Raw genomic sequence first — 16,275 nt, forward strand, 5'->3', positions numbered from 1 at the left:
CGCTTGTAAGGCAAGTTGTTCGTGTGTCTATAGGGAAACACAACGCATAGTGCCACGGCTGCCTGCTTCAGCGATTGCGCCAGCATCATTGAAGTCATTCTTGTTTGATTTTAAGTACGGCTTAACAAACTGAGCGGGAATAATTTTTACTGAGAACCCTGCATCATTAAACAATCTTCCCCAGTATTGAGAACCCGGACAAGCTTCAACCGCTACAATTGTAGGTGGAGTGTTAACCACAAAGGTTTTAAGCTGACTCCGATTGAGCTTCTTCCGCCAAAGAATATGCCCTTGGCGTTCCATTGCTACGATGTGAAACCAGTTTTTTCCTAGGTTGATACCGTAGATATGCGCATTTGAACTAGACAAGGTCGGTCTCCTTGCTTTTGCGATCTCCCTTGCTGAGTATAGATATCAGAGGGAGGAGCAGACCATCCCTTTAGGCCGCGAGATACTTTGCAAGCCTGCCAGAATAAAGTATCAGTTTATTCTGGCGCACTCTGAGATGTTTAAAATCATGACGATGTGTCTTGTGTTGCGGCTAACAAGAGCAGGCTATTATGCATGGCTGCATGAACCAGAATCACAAAGCGCTATTGAAGATCGGCGACTACTCGAGTTGACCCGTAGCTCTTACGATGCCAGCGATGGAATCTACGGCTATCGGAGAATTACTCTAGATCTTAAAGAACTCGGCGAATGTTGTGGGCCTAATCGAGTGCTTAAGATTATGAAAAATTATGGGTATAAGAGCGATACGTAACTATAAGATACACCGAAATTATGGTTATGGTCGTCCCTCAATCATTATGCCCAATCATTTAAACCGACAGTTTGAGGTCAGTGCTCCTGATAAATCGTGAGTAACTGATATTACCTACAGTGTGCCCGGAGTTCAGGGCTATCATGGATGCTTAAATTGAACCACGAGTCTATCTGAAATCCACAGACTGTGATACTTGGAGTTAAGTGCCTGTGGATACGCTGGGTTGTGACAGCGTATGAGTCTGAGCGACAGTGACTTACCGATGCTGGTAAGGTGATGTAACTCGCTGACAACGGAGAGTGAGGCGAACTCGTTAAGCCAAGATGCTCTTCTAGACTGAGTATTGGACGGATGAAGAACATGAACTGATTAACCCGCATCTATGGGCTGAAATGTCGCCACCGTCTACACGAGTTATCAGGCGGTATGATGCTGTGTGATTGATACAAGTAAGATCAAATACACCGACTTAATGAGGATATGTAAACCTCAGCAATGGAGAGAAGTGCCACCACAAGTCAGCTTCTTAGCATCATCACCTTACAGAACGATAAGGTTAAAGACTGCGATCAGCATCCACCCCAATATGGTTGAGTTCAGATAGGTAAACCGGGGAAGGTCTGTTTGAATGTATAGGGAGCATGCCCCCGACGACAAACAGACTGGCGGAGTTCTCGTAGTAGTCTGAGATGGGGAAAGCCCATTACATGGCGCAGGAGAACAGTTTAATCAACTTGTGTCAGCGAACTAGCTGACTGTAACAAGGTGAAGACCTTTGATAATCAGTGAAATGCAACACAAGCTAGCAACATGGGCAGCAGACGATAAAACCCGTAGGGTCAACGTCTGCTTCAACTAATCTCTCATCCTGACTGGCTATGCCATGCGGCAGAGAAAACACTCTCTTCAAAAGGAGCCAGAACACCGGGAGTGGATGGTGTGACTAAACATCACCTGCAAGGGAAATTGGGCGACTATCTACGCAAGCTCAAGCTGGAACTACAATCCGGTAATTACCAGCCTATGCCCGCTAGACGCATCTATATACCTAAAGCAAATGGGAAACAATGCCCGCTGGGCATTCCAACCCTGCGTGATCGCATAGTCCAACGGGCGATACTGATGGCAATGGAGCCGATATGGGAAAATGATTTCCACTCATTATCTTATGGCTTCAGACCAGAGCGCAGCGTCCACCATGCGATCCACACAGTCAGATTACAGCTCGCTGACAGTACAGACACTCGTGGTCGATGGGTAATCGAAGGTGACCTATCGAGTTACTTCGATACCGTACACCATAGACTGTTGATCAAGTGTGTGCGTAAGCGGATAAGCTGCAATGGTTTTCTTGATTTACTCTGGCGTTTTATCAAATCAGGGCATGTTGAGAGAAACTTGTTCTGTGCAACGCAACAGGGTGTACCTCAGGGCGGCGTCATCTCTCCATTCTTGTCGAATATCATGCTTAATGAGTTCGATCAGTATCTTCATCAACGCCATCTGAGTAAGAAAGCTCGCAAAGATCGATGGTATCTAAACAACAGCATAAAAATAGGACGCCGTTCAGCAATTGAGAATAACTGGCAGTGGCAACCAGCGGTTGCCTACTGTCGTTATGCCGATGACTTTATTCTCATAGTCCAAGGGACAAAACAAGATGCTGAAAATATCCGAAACGAAAGTCGACAGTTCCTTGAAGGGAAGTTAAAGCTCACTCTAAATATGGAGAAAACCCATATCACACACGTGAACGATGGCTTCGTCTTCTTGGGGCATCGGATTATCCGAAAACGTGGTCCTAGAGGAAACATGCGAGTCGTTACCACAATACCGAAGGTTAAGGCGAAACCATTCACTCACGCGTTAGTAAAAGAGCTTTCAGGGGACTTTAGTTGCAGCATGATAGACAAGGTCGAGAAGATAAACCAGAAGCTCAGTGGATGGTCGCAGTTCTATCGCCCTGCTATGACTTATGGACGGATAGACAGAGTGGTGTTCTGGAAGCTAGCGCACTGGCTGGCACGCAAGTACAAATGTCGTATTAAAGCACTGTTGAAGAAATGGTGTAAGCGACCGGAGCCGAAGAAGGCCAAAACATGGGTGCTCTTCGGTAAAACGAATCACGGGCATCTGTGTGGTATCTCCCTGCTCCGGCTTGTGAGTAGCCAAAAGATGCCGTTCAAGTGGCGTCTTCCAGCAACCAATCCCTACCTTCTGACGGAAGCCAGAAACACGGTTACTTCGAGATATTCAGATGTTGCTATGGCCATTGGCCTTGACTAAGCGCATACGGTTCGGAGAGGATTGCAGAGAGATAGTTCGACTACGCTCTGTCTCTTACTCTACTTAGGACCTGGCAAGGCTGGCTTTATCTAGCCGTAGTCATCGATCTCTACTCACGAAAAGTTATCGGTTGGTCGATGAATGACGGCGATGACAGCTATCAGAATGCACTAGCAGAACGTGTAAATGGAATACTCAAAAAGAGGTTCTTTCTTAGGCAACCGAAAGATCTGGAAGAAGCAAGAAAAATGGTTGCAGAATCTGTAGAGAGCTATTATCAAATGCGGCTTTAAAATATAAAACGCTCGATGAAGCACATCGAGCGTTTTAGTTAGAGAGTGTCAACTCATATTAGGACGGGGCCACTTACTATCTCGACTATTTTAGTCGAAATTCACATAGAATGTCTTCTTCTCTAAATATTGTTCGAAGCCATATTTTCCATCTTCACCACCAGTTCCGCTCAGTTTATATCCATTATGGAAACCTTGATGCTGTTCTCCATGACCACGGTTCACATAAATCTCACCACATTCAAGCTCGTGAGTTAAGCGATGTACATACTTCATATTTCGCGTACAAATCATAGTTGCCAAGCCATACTCACTATCATTTGCGTAATCAATGACTTCTTCAAAAGTGTCGAATTTTATAACAGGAAGAATTGGACCAAATGCCTCTTCATGAACAATCGTCATTGATTGTTGAACATTACCTAAGATTGTGGGTTCAAACCAGAAGCCCTTTCCAAACTCACCCTCCGTAAGGCGCTTGCCACCATGCAAAAGTTGCGCGCCTTCTTTCAATGCCTGCGCGACTAATGCTTCCATATGATCAAGCTCTCGTTTGTTTACTTTAGGACCCATATCAGATTCTGGATCCATAGGATTACCCACTTTGATATTTTGGACTTTCTCCATAAAGATCGCCATGAATTCATCGTAGACACTAGAGTGCACATACATACGTTCGTTACATGTACATACCTGACCACAGTTGTCGAAGCGTGAATGTAGTGCAGCGGCAGCAGCTTGCTCCAGATCAGCATCTTCCATTACGATGAACGGTGCTTTACCACCGAGCTCTAGTTGAACGTGAGCCATGTTATTCGCAGATGCTTTGATTATCTGCTGACCAACGGGTGTTGAACCTGTCATAGTGACCATATTTGTATAACGGTGACTAGTTAAAGCGCCACCTAAGCTTGCTCCACCACCGGTAACTATATTGAGTACACCTGCAGGAATACCTACTTTTTCAGCAATATAGCCTAACTCTAGCGTTGCTAGCGGAGTTTCAGAGGTTGGTTTAACAACAATAGTGTTACCCGCAACCAGTGCTGGTCCTATCTTGCGACCTGCTAATGCAAATGGGAAATTCCATGCAGTGATCGCGACCACGACACCACGAGGAATTTTTTGAATCCAGATATGTTCGTTCACATTATCAGATTGAACAATATCGCCATCCATCTGACGAGCCCAGTCACAGGCGTATTCGATAAAAGATGCAGCTACATCGACTTCCCCCAACGCAACTCGGTATAATTTGCCTTGTTCGCTCACGAGTAACTCTGCAAGATGCTCACGGTTATTACGGATTTCTTGAGCAAACTTTCTCAACAGTTCAGCACGTTGACGCGCGGGCACTCGTTTCCAGTCAGATTGTGCACGTTTAGCCACACTTAAAACGCGCTCAGCATCATCTTGGTCACCATCCTGAATCTCAGCAAGCACTTCTTCGGTTGACGGGTTAATAACCTGATCAACTTTGCCGTTCTCAGCGTCAATCCACTGGCCGTCAACGTACATTTGGTAACGTTTCATAGTTATTCCTACTCTAAACTAGTGATAGCCGCCTTTAAAAAATAGACAGCCAAAAAAAAACCGGTCCACCACAATATAACCACAGTTTAACCAATTTAGCGTGCGCAAAATCAAAATTTTGTATTTTAGAGCAGAACGCTCTCTGTCAAACACAATAAATGGTTGTAATTCTAGGTAGTGACTAAATATCTTGCGCAAAAAAAAGGTCATCAAACTCAGCAGAAGACTCTTCGTTATTGACCAGCTTCATCAACTCCTGCCGACTGTTCTCTATATGACGCCAAACTGCAATCTTAGCCTCTTCTGCAGAACGTTTTTGCAACGCGATAAGAATCTGCTTATGGTCCTCAACCCATGCGGTTTTCAGCTCTGTTTCATGAAGGTATTTATGGTTTAGTTCTCGCCAAAGTGGGTTATGAATGCGTACAGTGCTCCACATTTGGTTCGCTTGATTGATTAGAACTCGGTTTTGAGTCGATTCCGCGATCATCTGATGAAACTTTTGGTCAAGTTCTTCAAACCTTGTACTATCACCGTTAAGTTCATTTTCTTGTTGTGCAACGACTTTCTTTAAAGCTTGAAGTTCATTGAATTTGATCTGTGTGGCAGCAAACCCAGCTATATTACTTTCTATGACTTGTCTGGCTTGCAAAAGCTCAAATGGCCCTATGTCACTTATTGGAGTTAATAGTGTATTGCAAGTCTTGTCAGGAGAATCTATAAAGTAAATTCCAGCCCCTTGTTTTACAGCGATTAATCCCTTAAGTTCTAACATGATGATTGCTTCACGAATAGTCGCGCGGCTGGTATCAAAACGCTCACTCAGTTCCCTTTCAGAAGGTAACCTTTCCCCGGCCTTAAACTCCCCAGAGTACAAAAGCTCTTCTATCTGTTTACCTACATCAAAATATCTTCGTCTATTTGCGTGTTTAGCCATAGTCATTTCTGTCCTAAACCATTACCATTGGTCAACAACTAGTAAGGATGTTAACTTCTAATTTTCTCATTTTCGTTTGATATACGGTCAAAGTGACATATTTATCCCTAGATAACCAGTATAACCCTCGAAATTTCTCTTATAATAAGACAGGCCTCAAATAAAGCCAAACCAATTTTGGATTAAAACCCAGCAATGGTTTACCAAAAAAGAAAAATGATTTAGATTAAGAATCAACCGTGATGTATCTTCCAAATGCCATTGATCTGGAACGCTATAGCAGGTAAGAACATGGAGGCACAATCTGTAATTTGGCCCTGAGCGCCATGCTTAGGAATTTCTTATATCCCTCACCACCATCATTTATTCTCTTTTAGTTGTAAGTAACTCCTTACAACTTACTGTTGTGACGAATTAAACTCGGTTGGAAAAGACCTGTGGGGTACACCAGAACGCGGCTAGAGATTTGCTTACCCCAGCCGCCTTTTACAATCATCGTATTAATAATTAGTTGCTAATACAGATCCCGCTCTCATCAAACACATGACAATCCGATACAGAAAAGTAAAGGTCGATGTTGTCGAATGCGCTCACCTCTTTGTCGCCTGGGTGGTGAACAATGAACCCCTCTTGCTTTGCATACTGGCCAAATAGATAAGTACTGTTACCCAAGCGCTCAACCACTTCACTTGTAAAACGAATCGTCACATTCCCCTTCTCTTCCTCAACATGAATATGTTCAGGTCGAATGCCAACTTTCACGAGATCACCTACTTTTGAACCACTCTGCTGCTTCATCGGAATAGAGATAATCTGTTCGTCGGCAAGACGAACATTCAAAAACTCTTTGTCAACTTCTGTGATTGCGCCATCTATAAAGTTCATTTTTGGTGAACCAATAAAACCAGCAACAAACATATTGATTGGTTTATTATACAATTCTAAAGGTGAGCCAACTTGTTCAATACGACCATCACGTAGAACAACAATCTTATCAGCCAGCGTCATAGCTTCCACTTGGTCGTGCGTTACGTAGATCATAGTTGTATCAATTTCTTGGTGTAAACGAGCTATTTGTAAGCGCATTTCAACACGCAGCTCTGCATCAAGATTCGATAAAGGCTCATCAAATAGGAAAGCACTTGGGTTACGGACAATAGCACGACCAATCGCTACACGCTGACGCTGCCCCCCCGACAGCTCTTTTGGTCGACGCTTTAAGAGTGGCTCCAGCTGAAGTGTTTTAGCCGCAAGTAATACCTGCTTATTCACTTGATCTTTAGATACCCCATTCATCTTGAGGCCGAACCCCATATTCTCTTCAACCGTCATATGAGGGTATAGCGCATATGATTGGAATACCATTGAGATACCACGTTCAGCAGGTTCAACGTCGTTCACCATATTACCGCCAATGAATATTTCACCATCGGATATAGTTTCAAGACCAGCGATTAAACGTAGGAGAGTTGATTTACCACAGCCCGATGGGCCAACAAAAACGACGAACTCTCCGTGATCTATTTCTAAATCAACGCCGTGAATTGTTTGTACTTTTCCAAAACGCTTTTTAACGTTTGATAGTTTGATATCTGCCATTTTCTGAGCCTTAAATTCTTAAACACCTCAACTTATCAACCAAAATAACTTAAACATACCGCGTTGGTTAATAGGTTTTTGGTAATTTAGTCCGTAATTGTGATTGAATTCATAATTGTTGCTACAGACAAACCATACTAGCGGCTTAATCCAGCTAATTTGAAGCCAATCACACATTAATCATCAACCAATTGGTAATCTTACCTCTAAATTTGGTATTCCAATTAAATTTTAATGGCAAATAACAAAGATCCTTGGTGAGTAAACTTATTTATTCATCGAGTACCATAAAGGAAGGTAACAATGAAACTAACAAAACTTGCAGCTATAACAGCTCTTACTCTCTCAGCATCTAGCTTTGGCGCAAATAAAGTCGAACTAGAAGTCGCTAGTTGGAAGGGCGCAGGAGCAGAAGTTGCAAACTTTCCAGTTCTAATCGAAAAGTTTGAGCAGCAGTATCCTGACATTAAAGTTCGTCTTAATTACATGGCGCGTAATGACATGGTAACCAGCATTCCAGCACGTTTCCAGGCTGGTAGCCCACCGGATGTCATCATGGTTGACCGCGAGTTTATCACACACTGGGGTGGGGCCGGTCAGCTAATGGAAATTGGTGATCAAGCTTTCGTTGAACGTATTCAACCTGGTCTACAAGCACATCTTGGCTTAGACAACAATGTATACTACGCAATGCTTCAAGTTTCCGGCATGGGTATCTATGTTAATGATGACTTAATGGACAAAGCGGGTGTTACAAAGTATCCAGAAACCGTTGCTGAGTTTACAGCTACATGTAAGCAGCTAAATAATGAAGGCATCACACCAACTTTACTTGCAGGTAATAACGGCGCTTGGACACCTTACATTTTCTTCTTAGCACTAGGTCTTGCTGATGGTGATGTACCTAGCCAAGACCGTTTAGCTCAGTTTAACAATGGCAAAATCAAATTCGCTGAAGACCAATCAATGAAGAACGCATTTGAGGCGTTCCGTCAAATGATTGATGCTAAGTGTTTCGATCCAAAAATTAGTGCGGGTACAGACCCATGGTCGGTGGCACTGACAACATTTCAATCTGGCCGTATCGCTATGCTGCCTCAGGGTTTATGGAACATCAACCCATTTGTTAAAGATTCTTTACCAGAAAACTTCTCTCTAAAACCGTTCCCATCGATTAATGGCGATAAAGGTATCACTCTAGATTACCTTGGCCCTGGTTGGGCAATTCCAAAAGATGCTAAGCAAGTTGACGCAGCTAAAAAGTGGATCGACTTCTGGACTCTAGACGAGAACCTAAAACTGTTCTTGGAAGCAGATACAGCAATGACCACACTAACTGGTGGTACTTCAGGTCTGCCAATGAATATTGCCAAAGATTATGTCGAAGCGCGTGACGCTATGCAATATGTAACGTTTCCTGTCGGTGCGCTGCCTGTTGAAGTAACACGTGATATGACGAATGACATCATGTCATTTATGTTAAATCCAAGCCAAGACTATAACGTGATTCTTGAGCGTTGGGACGCACTTGTAGCTCGCGATATCGCGAAACGTTAATTGCTTGTTTGGCAGCTATACCTTTATAGCTGCCGTCTTTGCCCATAGGCTAATTGAGGGTTGTAGTTATGAAAGTCGATAAAAGGTTGTATTTCCTTATTCCGGCTCTATTTTTGTATCTCATGTTCACTATCTATCCAGTGTTCAAGGGGATTTCATTGTCGATGACAGAGTATGCTGGTGTTGGTGAAGCAACATGGGTTGGTTTAGATAATTATCGTGAGATATTCTCCGATCAGCGCTATGTTCAGGTGCTGAAAAATACCATGATCTACGGTATTGTCGTCGTCGTGTTCCAAAACGGGTTGGGGCTGATTTTTGCCGCCATCTTAAACAGTATTCCCGCAGTGCGCGATGCATTACGTACTGCCCTACTTGTACCTTCAATGCTGTCGCTAGTGATTGCAGGTTATGTATGGCAGTACCTTTATGCACCAATGGGTGGAGGCTTAAACGAGCTTCTGGCTTCATTCGGCATGGGTAGCATGCAGCAAATTTGGCTTGGAGACTCTTCCATTGCCCTATTCTCTGTTGCCGCTGTTCACGTATGGATGTTTGTCGGTTACTCGACCGCTATTTTCTTAGCAGGTTACGCGGGTATTTCAACCGAAGTGAAAGACGCAGCGCGTGTGGATGGTGTATCACCAATCAAGTCGTTCTTCCATATTGATATTCCACTGCTTGCCCCAGCGATTACTGTCAATATTACGCTTGCTACGATCGGTACTCTTAAATCATTCGAGTTCCCATTCATCATGACAGGTGGTGGTCCAGATTACGCAACGATGACGCTAGGCCTTAAGATCTTCCAGCTCATCTTCCAAGACTTTAAATATGGCTCTGCAGCAGCTCTGTCAGTGGTCATGATTGTACTGGTAGCTCTGATTACTATTATTCAAAACAGTTACCTACGAGCTCGTGAGGACCGTATCTAATGAGTAGTATTACATCCAATAAACTGCCAACAAAGACCGCAGACCAGTCAACAGCAACACGTAAAAAAAAGCTTCTTTCGCCGCGCAACGTAAAACAGGGGCTTTTGATTTCACTGATGTTCGCGGTCACGTTCATCATTCTCTCTCCTGTTTTCTATATGGTGTTTATGTCATTCAGAAGCCGTAGAGAAATTATGCTTGATCCTCTCGCGTTGCCGACAGAATTGCATTTCTCGAACTACGTGAATGTTATTGCTGACATGAACTACTTTGGTACTGTATTTAATACTATCGGAATAACTGTTGCTACTATCTTCTCTGTGGCTATTCTCTCTTCGCTTGCTGCTTACCCGCTAGCAAGAATTCGTAGCCGAGTGAGCAATATCGCTTACATTTTCTTCATGCTAGGCATGGTGATCCCACCATTTGCGGCCCTAACACCGCTATACCTATTCATTCGTGATTTAGGCCTACTAGATACTTACTTCGGTCTGATTTTGGTGTATACCGTTGGTCACTTGCCGTTAGGTGTCTTCTTCTACACTAGTTTTATGAAAGCCATACCGAAAGAGCTTGAAGAAGCTGCGACACTTGATGGGGCGACATTCTTAAAGACTTACTGGTACATCATCTTCCCTATGCTTAAGCCAATTACAGGTACACTAGCGATCTTTATCACTTTAGGTGTTTGGAATGATGTGGTTAACCCACTGCTCTTCATCACAACGGAAAGCAAGTTAACCATTATGCCAGCCGTACTGCGCTTCTTAGGAACCTACTCTGTTGATCCAACACAGTTGTTCCCTGCAGCAGTGCTTGCATCACTTCCACTTCTTGTTGTGTTCTTTACATTATCTAAGCAGATTGTAAATGGTATGACAGCAGGTGCTGTGAAATAACCCAACAGAGCAAGGCATTCCTGCCTTGCTCACTTTCTAGCAGAAAACACACTCATAGATCTCTATTAAGCTACACCGCTACATCCAATAATAATTATGTTTTTAGTAGTACATTGCGCCCAGCGCTATTTGAATATTTTGTATAGACTATCAAGTATTTATCCAATAACGATTCAAGGAAAACTAATAACATGGAACTAAAACAACTCTCTCTTGCCACTGCAATTACTGCTTGTTTACTTGCCACCAGCAACGTGGCAGCAAAACAAATCGAACTTGAAGTCTCTAGCTGGAAAGGCGCTGGCGCAGAAGTCGCTAACTTCCCGTTAATCATCGAGCGATTCGAAAAAGCAAACCCTGATATCAAAGTAAAGCTCAATTACATGGCTCGTAATGACATGGTGACGAGTATCCCTGCTCGCATGCAGGCAGGTTCACCACCCGATGTCGTGATGGTTGACCGTGAGTTTATCCAACACTGGGGTGGCAATGGTCAGTTAATGCCACTCAATGACCTCCCGTTTGTCGAACGTGTACAACCTAAACTTCAACCTTACCTTGGCCTTGATGAGACCGTTTATTACTCAATGCTCCAAGTTTCAGGTATGGGTGTGTTTGTGAATAACGACTTGTTTGAAGACGCCGGTATCAAAAGCTACCCACAAACCGTTGATGAGTTAGTTCAAGCTTGTACAGCGCTGAATGACAAAGGGATTCAGCCAATGCTACTTGCAGCAAACAATGGTGGCTGGACCCCTTATGTCTACTTTTTGACCATGGCACTGGCCGATGGTAATAACCCAGATCTGTCTCGTATGGACAAATTTGTGAGTGGTGAAGCGAAGTTTGCCGACGATGAATCAATGAAAAATGCCTTTGAAGGCTTTAGAAAGATGATTGATGCCAAGTGTTTTAACCCGATGGTTTCGGCGGGTACTGACCCGTGGTCAGTGGCGCTAACGACATTCCAATCTGGCCGTGTTGCTATGCTGCCACAAGGTATGTGGAACATTACTCCATTCTCAAACGATTCACTTCCTGAGCACTTCTCTTTACACCCGTTCCCGGCAGTGAACGGCGATAAAGGTATTGTTATGGACTACAACGGCCCAGGTTGGGCGATTCCAAAAGATTCGGGTGAAGTGGAAGCCGCGAAGAAATGGATCGATTTCTGGATGAATGATGACAACTTAAAAGTCTATCTAGAAGCCGATACCGCGATCACGACTCTCGCGGGCGGTACTTCTGGGGTGCCTGAGTTAGCCAAACCTTATGAAGATGCTCGCTCTGCCGGCCAACTGGTTACGTTCCCTGTTGGAAACATCCCTGCGAATTTGGGGGCTGATATGCCAAATGATATAACAGCATTCATGCTAAAACCTGACCAAGATTACACCAAGATCTTAGAACGTTGGGACCGTACGGTGGCTAAAAATCTTAAGTAATTGAGTAATTAAGTAAGGCGCTGCTGTAAATAAACTTCAGCGCCAACATTAAATCAGGGCGAATGACTTAACATTCGCCCTGATTTTTCTTTTCGTTACTTCACCGGTTTGGCTGTGACAAACCGATAAGCATTGAATGGCTCTCCTTGATATACCCCAATCACTTGAACCGATGTCACCGTCATCACATTCGCCAATGCCTTGCCAGTGACTGTCAGCTGTGTCTGATCTTCAAACACACCAAAAGAGGCTTCATTGGGTATCACGCCAGGTCCAGGGGTTACCTTTACGGCCAACTCCTCGATAGGATACTCTGCCTCGATCATAACATCATAAGAAAACTGCTTGTCTTTCAATTCCAATACACGTGGCGTTGATATTTTTATTCCCTCAGGCAAAGGAATTGGTCTAATAAATTTCATATCACCACTTGCATGAAAGCGACCATCACTACAAGCGGTCACTGGCACACTGAATGCCAGAGACACAAACAACAGTCCTCTGATAGTTTTGTTTATTTTCATTAATAAGTTACACCTATGTTTGGCATCTATAAACAGCCTATTATCCACCTCATTAACATGGCTAATATTCACAAAATTCGCGAGTTGGTCACAGCAAAACTTAGACTTACACCACAATAAAGGTTCACCAATTTTGATCAATCCCGCACAAATAACAGACCAATATTGCTCATTGTTTATCCAAAGTATTAAATCAATAGTGAGCAAACGTTCACTTCTTATATTCATAACAAGGAAAATATATGCCCTACACAATGAAAGACCTTAACAGGTGCTTCCAGTTGACATTGTTCGCGAGTACTATCTCCATACTCGTAGGATGTGGCAGTGATAACACTGAAGAGACGCCTCCTCCATCTGATGGTTCATTTACAGTCGGTATTTTCGATCCAGTAACCGTACAAAGGGATGTTGCAGGATCACTAATACAAAGAGTTAATTTAGAGCTGGATATCGAGAGTGAATTTGCGAATTTATCACTCTATATTGATGACAAGTTGGCCATAGACAACATCGACGTCCCTTCAACGGGTATCAACTACATCAATGCGCTTGTTGACGTTGGCTCTACGGGTGTAAAGAACATTAAGGTTATGGCACGCGGTAGCGATATCACTGTAAATAAGCTTGAATTCGCAGAGCGTCCAGATATTCTCCTACCTCAATTCAAAGACATCGCCGGGGAATCTGGTATTGCTGACCAAGACGATCTCCCCAAATATGGCGGCCCTACGGTTGCTGATATCAACAACAACGGCTATTACGATATTATTCTTAACAACCATAACTGGCGCCCAACGAACCAACTCTACTGGAACAATCAAGATGGTACCTTTACGGTAGAAAACGGAGGTTGGGATGGCTCACTCTCTTGGGGTGATATGCATGGTACGGCAGCAGCAGACTATAACCACTCAGGTGATTTAGGCATTATTGTTACACGAGGTGGCGGTAATGGAACCACTCCATCTTACCCTGACTTTTTTGTGAATGAAGAAGGCAAGCTAACCGAGTCTTATCAAGAAGTTGGGATAACAGAGAGCGCTAGGGGACGTGGGGCACGTTTCTTAGATATGAATGGTAACGGGTATCTTGACCTTGTATTTATAAATGCTGAAGGGATCAACGGCGGCAGTGGTGCACAGCACCTTTTCTACAAAAACAATCAAGATGGTACCTTTAGCCGCATTGATGTTCCCGGTATCGAAAAAGCCAATACTGAGCGTGCTCTTGTGCTCGATTTTGATGGTGATGGCATAGATGACCTACTCTTTTTGACACCTATGACGCTATGGAAAGGCAATGGTGACTTCACATTTACGGATGTCACCGATAGCGTACTTCCAGAAAATGTCCGTCAAACTTGGCAGGTTCAAGCTGCTGCAGATGTCGATGTGACAGGAAATGGCTTACCCGACATATACCTCTCAAAAGGCTTGCCACATTATCAATTATCTAATCGCTCACTAGACTTTAACCCTATTGCTCAAACACTCAATCTTAACGATGATGGCAATAAAGGGCGAAGAACCATGCAGTTGACCGTAGAGGATGGATTCACTCTTAAAGATCTTCACCTTACTTATCGACAGTACGATGGTGGCTTCCCTATCATGCTTGGCGAACAGAAGACAGCTCATGAAGTTGTGAAAGTAGAAGACTATTACACTCTTCCTGATGACTTAGAAATCACCCCGGACAGTGCAATTGGCTGGCCGTCAGAGCGCGATGAAAATGGTATCTATATTGGGTATATCGGTGACAATACGTGGAACGTTGAATGGGTTAAGAATGGGGATGTATTCTGGCAGGTCGCATTTACCATGGATGATATCAAAGATGTGAATGTTGATTGGCAACCACAAAACCGTAATCAGCAAGATGTTCTTTTAGTCAATCGTGATGGCAGGTTTGTCGAGGAGTCCGCTGAGTGGAACCTACCTAAAGGTGGCAATCACTGGGGCGTAACATACGGCGACTTCAATAATAGTGGACACAACGATATTTTTGTTCATCGCTATGGATACTTAAAAGAACGTGTGACCGATTACCTTCTTATCAATGATGGAGAGGGACAATTTGAAATTACCCAAATGCATGGTGCACATGATGTTAACGACTCAGGTCATGGAGACATGGGGCAAGCCTTTGCTCTTACTCGAGATGGTAAAGTAGATCTACTCAACGGCAGCGAAGACGGTATCTGGTATTTATATAAAAACCAGACACAAAACGTTGGCAACCACTCCCTTGTCCACGTAGGTTACAGCCCATTACATAACATCGACCCGATGTCAGCCGTTGTCACTGTCACGACAGAAAGCAAGTCATACACGCGAAGAGTCGGGTCTGCGGGTGAAAACTTCTCACAGAGTTTGCTCAATACAGTTCATTTTGGCCTAGGTAAGAATCAGACCATTGAAGAAATCAAAGTGACTTGGCGTAATGGTGAGGTCGTTTATCTCAACGATGTCATGATAAACGAGCGAGTGTCTAGCGACGATGCAGATATGCCAGTTCCTGAGAGTATTAGCTTGGGTGCTGACGAACGTAAACTGCGCCCGGGAGCCACCTATCAAATTACGCCTTCATTCACGCCACTCAATGCCAATCCAGTGGTCACTTTCAAGTCAAGCGATCCATCCGTTGCAAGCGTTTCTGATAGCGGACTTGTTACTGCTCTCGCCATTGGTGATGCAGAAATTTTGGTTCAATCAAGCGTTGCGGAACAAGTGTCATCATCACTTCTTATTCGCTCAGGGGATTTTGACCCTATCTACGCAACTGATATTTCAGTCGTGAACGAGACAGATCCAATTTACGTAGGTCAAAGCGCTACACTGTCTGTAGAACTAACTTCAAGTGAGCCTGGTAAATCACCTGATGATACTTCCGTGACATGGTCTTCTTCAGATAACACAACGGCCACTGTCTCTGTTGATGGCGTTGTCAACGCGATCAAGGCAGGCTCAGTCCAAATCACAGCCAGCGCAAATGGCGCTCACCAACCGGGCGCGGTGACAGACACTTTAAGTATAGATATAGAAGATTGGTTTGAAGCGAGCGTGACATTTGATGACAACAATAAATACATGGGGTCTCCGCTATGTACCAACCAGCCTTTGAGCGTTATTGCAAACTATCATGCAGGCTCTGGTTCGACCGTAAATGAAAATGGACTTACATTCCGCTTAAGACAGATGGATGCAAGCTGGGGATTAGTAAATGACTACATCATTTACCATGCAGACTCGGCAGAAACTGTTTCTGGCTCTGTCGATGTGGTCTTCGACCTTACCAACCCTTTAGTTATCCCAACAGCAGATTTACCTGATGGAAACTTCCACTTCTTATTTGTTGAGTTCGTGACCAATGAAGGTAAAAAGCACGAAAAAGGGATTGGGTGGGCCCACGGTGATATCAACATAGTAGAATGTAGCTAAATCAGCGAAAATGAGTAACACCTCGTTCAACATTTTAGCAATGAGCTAACCTTTTAGG

At 43.8% G+C, this 16,275-nt stretch carries 11 protein-coding genes and 2 pseudogenes; 8 read left to right on the plus strand and 5 right to left on the minus strand.

Annotation, left to right across the window (positions count from 1 at the left end; all coding sequences use genetic code 11):
* Positions 1 to 27 precede the first annotated feature (27 nt).
* Entirely contained in the window at positions 28 to 369 is a 342-nt protein-coding gene (locus tag VEJY3_RS25920) for an IS110 family transposase (protein WP_014232202.1), read from the minus strand.
* A gap of 154 nt (positions 370 to 523) precedes the next feature.
* Here VEJY3_RS25920 and VEJY3_RS26190 point away from each other — a divergent pair, with 154 nt between their 5' ends.
* The 3 genes and pseudogenes from VEJY3_RS26190 to VEJY3_RS25970 form a co-directional block, all read left to right on the plus strand.
* Positions 524 to 763: an IS3 family transposase gene (locus tag VEJY3_RS26190; RefSeq protein ID WP_374953215.1), complete on the plus strand. Its 240-nt coding sequence runs from the start codon at positions 524 to 526 to the stop codon at positions 761 to 763.
* Positions 764 to 1,541: 778 nt separating this feature from the next.
* Positions 1,542 to 3,052, plus strand: a pseudogene (gene ltrA / locus VEJY3_RS09280) (group II intron reverse transcriptase/maturase).
* A 56-nt stretch (positions 3,053 to 3,108) separates the two neighbouring features.
* Positions 3,109 to 3,383, plus strand: a pseudogene (locus tag VEJY3_RS25970) (integrase core domain-containing protein); the annotation flags it as partial.
* A gap of 52 nt (positions 3,384 to 3,435) precedes the next feature.
* Here the strand turns inward: VEJY3_RS25970 and VEJY3_RS09290 are convergent.
* From VEJY3_RS09290 to VEJY3_RS09300, 3 genes are all read right to left on the minus strand, one after another.
* Positions 3,436 to 4,878 carry a 3,6-anhydro-alpha-L-galactose dehydrogenase gene (locus tag VEJY3_RS09290; protein WP_014232205.1) on the minus strand — a complete coding sequence of 481 codons (1,443 nt, stop codon included), beginning with the start codon at positions 4,876 to 4,878 and terminating at the stop codon, positions 3,436 to 3,438.
* A 181-nt stretch (positions 4,879 to 5,059) separates the two neighbouring features.
* Positions 5,060 to 5,815, minus strand: a complete 756-nt coding sequence (locus VEJY3_RS09295) for an FCD domain-containing protein (protein ID WP_014232206.1) — start codon at positions 5,813 to 5,815, stop codon at positions 5,060 to 5,062.
* Positions 5,816 to 6,322: 507 nt separating this feature from the next.
* Positions 6,323 to 7,414: an ABC transporter ATP-binding protein gene (locus VEJY3_RS09300; protein ID WP_014232207.1), complete on the minus strand. Its 1,092-nt coding sequence runs from the start codon at positions 7,412 to 7,414 to the stop codon at positions 6,323 to 6,325.
* A gap of 303 nt (positions 7,415 to 7,717) precedes the next feature.
* Here VEJY3_RS09300 and VEJY3_RS09305 point away from each other — a divergent pair, with 303 nt between their 5' ends.
* From VEJY3_RS09305 to VEJY3_RS09320, 4 genes are all read left to right on the plus strand, one after another.
* A complete protein-coding gene (locus VEJY3_RS09305) occupies positions 7,718 to 8,971 on the plus strand; it encodes an ABC transporter substrate-binding protein (RefSeq protein WP_014232208.1) in 1,254 nt (417 codons plus the stop codon).
* Positions 8,972 to 9,039: 68 nt separating this feature from the next.
* Positions 9,040 to 9,906 (plus strand): carbohydrate ABC transporter permease, encoded by an 867-nt coding sequence (locus VEJY3_RS09310; RefSeq protein WP_041170236.1) that lies wholly within the window; start codon positions 9,040 to 9,042, stop codon positions 9,904 to 9,906.
* Positions 9,906 to 10,805 (plus strand): carbohydrate ABC transporter permease, encoded by a 900-nt coding sequence (locus tag VEJY3_RS09315; RefSeq protein WP_014232210.1) that lies wholly within the window; start codon positions 9,906 to 9,908, stop codon positions 10,803 to 10,805. Before VEJY3_RS09310 ends, VEJY3_RS09315 begins: the two co-directional genes overlap by 1 nt.
* 191 nt (positions 10,806 to 10,996) lie before the next feature.
* Positions 10,997 to 12,250, plus strand: a complete 1,254-nt coding sequence (locus VEJY3_RS09320; protein WP_014232211.1) for an ABC transporter substrate-binding protein — start codon at positions 10,997 to 10,999, stop codon at positions 12,248 to 12,250.
* Between the two features lie 95 nt (positions 12,251 to 12,345).
* Here the strand turns inward: VEJY3_RS09320 and VEJY3_RS09325 are convergent, their stop codons facing one another.
* Positions 12,346 to 12,981, minus strand: a complete 636-nt coding sequence (locus VEJY3_RS09325; RefSeq protein WP_148263130.1) for a hypothetical protein — start codon at positions 12,979 to 12,981, stop codon at positions 12,346 to 12,348.
* 74 nt (positions 12,982 to 13,055) lie between these two features.
* Here VEJY3_RS09325 and VEJY3_RS09330 point away from each other — a divergent pair, with 74 nt between their 5' ends.
* Complete coding sequence (locus VEJY3_RS09330; protein WP_202796676.1) at positions 13,056 to 16,217, plus strand: FG-GAP-like repeat-containing protein; 3,162 nt, start codon at positions 13,056 to 13,058, stop codon at positions 16,215 to 16,217.
* Positions 16,218 to 16,275 lie beyond the last annotated feature (58 nt).

This window comes from Vibrio sp. EJY3, from assembly GCF_000241385.1.
GTDB classification, from domain to species: Bacteria; Pseudomonadota; Gammaproteobacteria; order Enterobacterales; family Vibrionaceae; genus Vibrio; species Vibrio natriegens.

Excerpts from the sequence above, each read along its gene's own strand:
- VEJY3_RS26190 (WP_374953215.1), top strand. The coding sequence starts at position 524 with ATGTGTCTTGTGTTGCGGCTAACAAGAGCAGGCTATTATGCATGGCTG.
- VEJY3_RS09290 (WP_014232205.1), bottom strand. The coding sequence starts at position 4,878 with ATGAAACGTTACCAAATGTACGTTGACGGCCAGTGGATTGACGCTGAG.
- VEJY3_RS09295 (WP_014232206.1), bottom strand. The coding sequence starts at position 5,815 with ATGGCTAAACACGCAAATAGACGAAGATATTTTGATGTAGGTAAACAG.
- VEJY3_RS09300 (WP_014232207.1), bottom strand. The coding sequence starts at position 7,414 with ATGGCAGATATCAAACTATCAAACGTTAAAAAGCGTTTTGGAAAAGTA.
- VEJY3_RS09305 (WP_014232208.1), top strand. The coding sequence starts at position 7,718 with ATGAAACTAACAAAACTTGCAGCTATAACAGCTCTTACTCTCTCAGCA.
- VEJY3_RS09310 (WP_041170236.1), top strand. The coding sequence starts at position 9,040 with ATGAAAGTCGATAAAAGGTTGTATTTCCTTATTCCGGCTCTATTTTTG.
- VEJY3_RS09315 (WP_014232210.1), top strand. The coding sequence starts at position 9,906 with ATGAGTAGTATTACATCCAATAAACTGCCAACAAAGACCGCAGACCAG.
- VEJY3_RS09320 (WP_014232211.1), top strand. The coding sequence starts at position 10,997 with ATGGAACTAAAACAACTCTCTCTTGCCACTGCAATTACTGCTTGTTTA.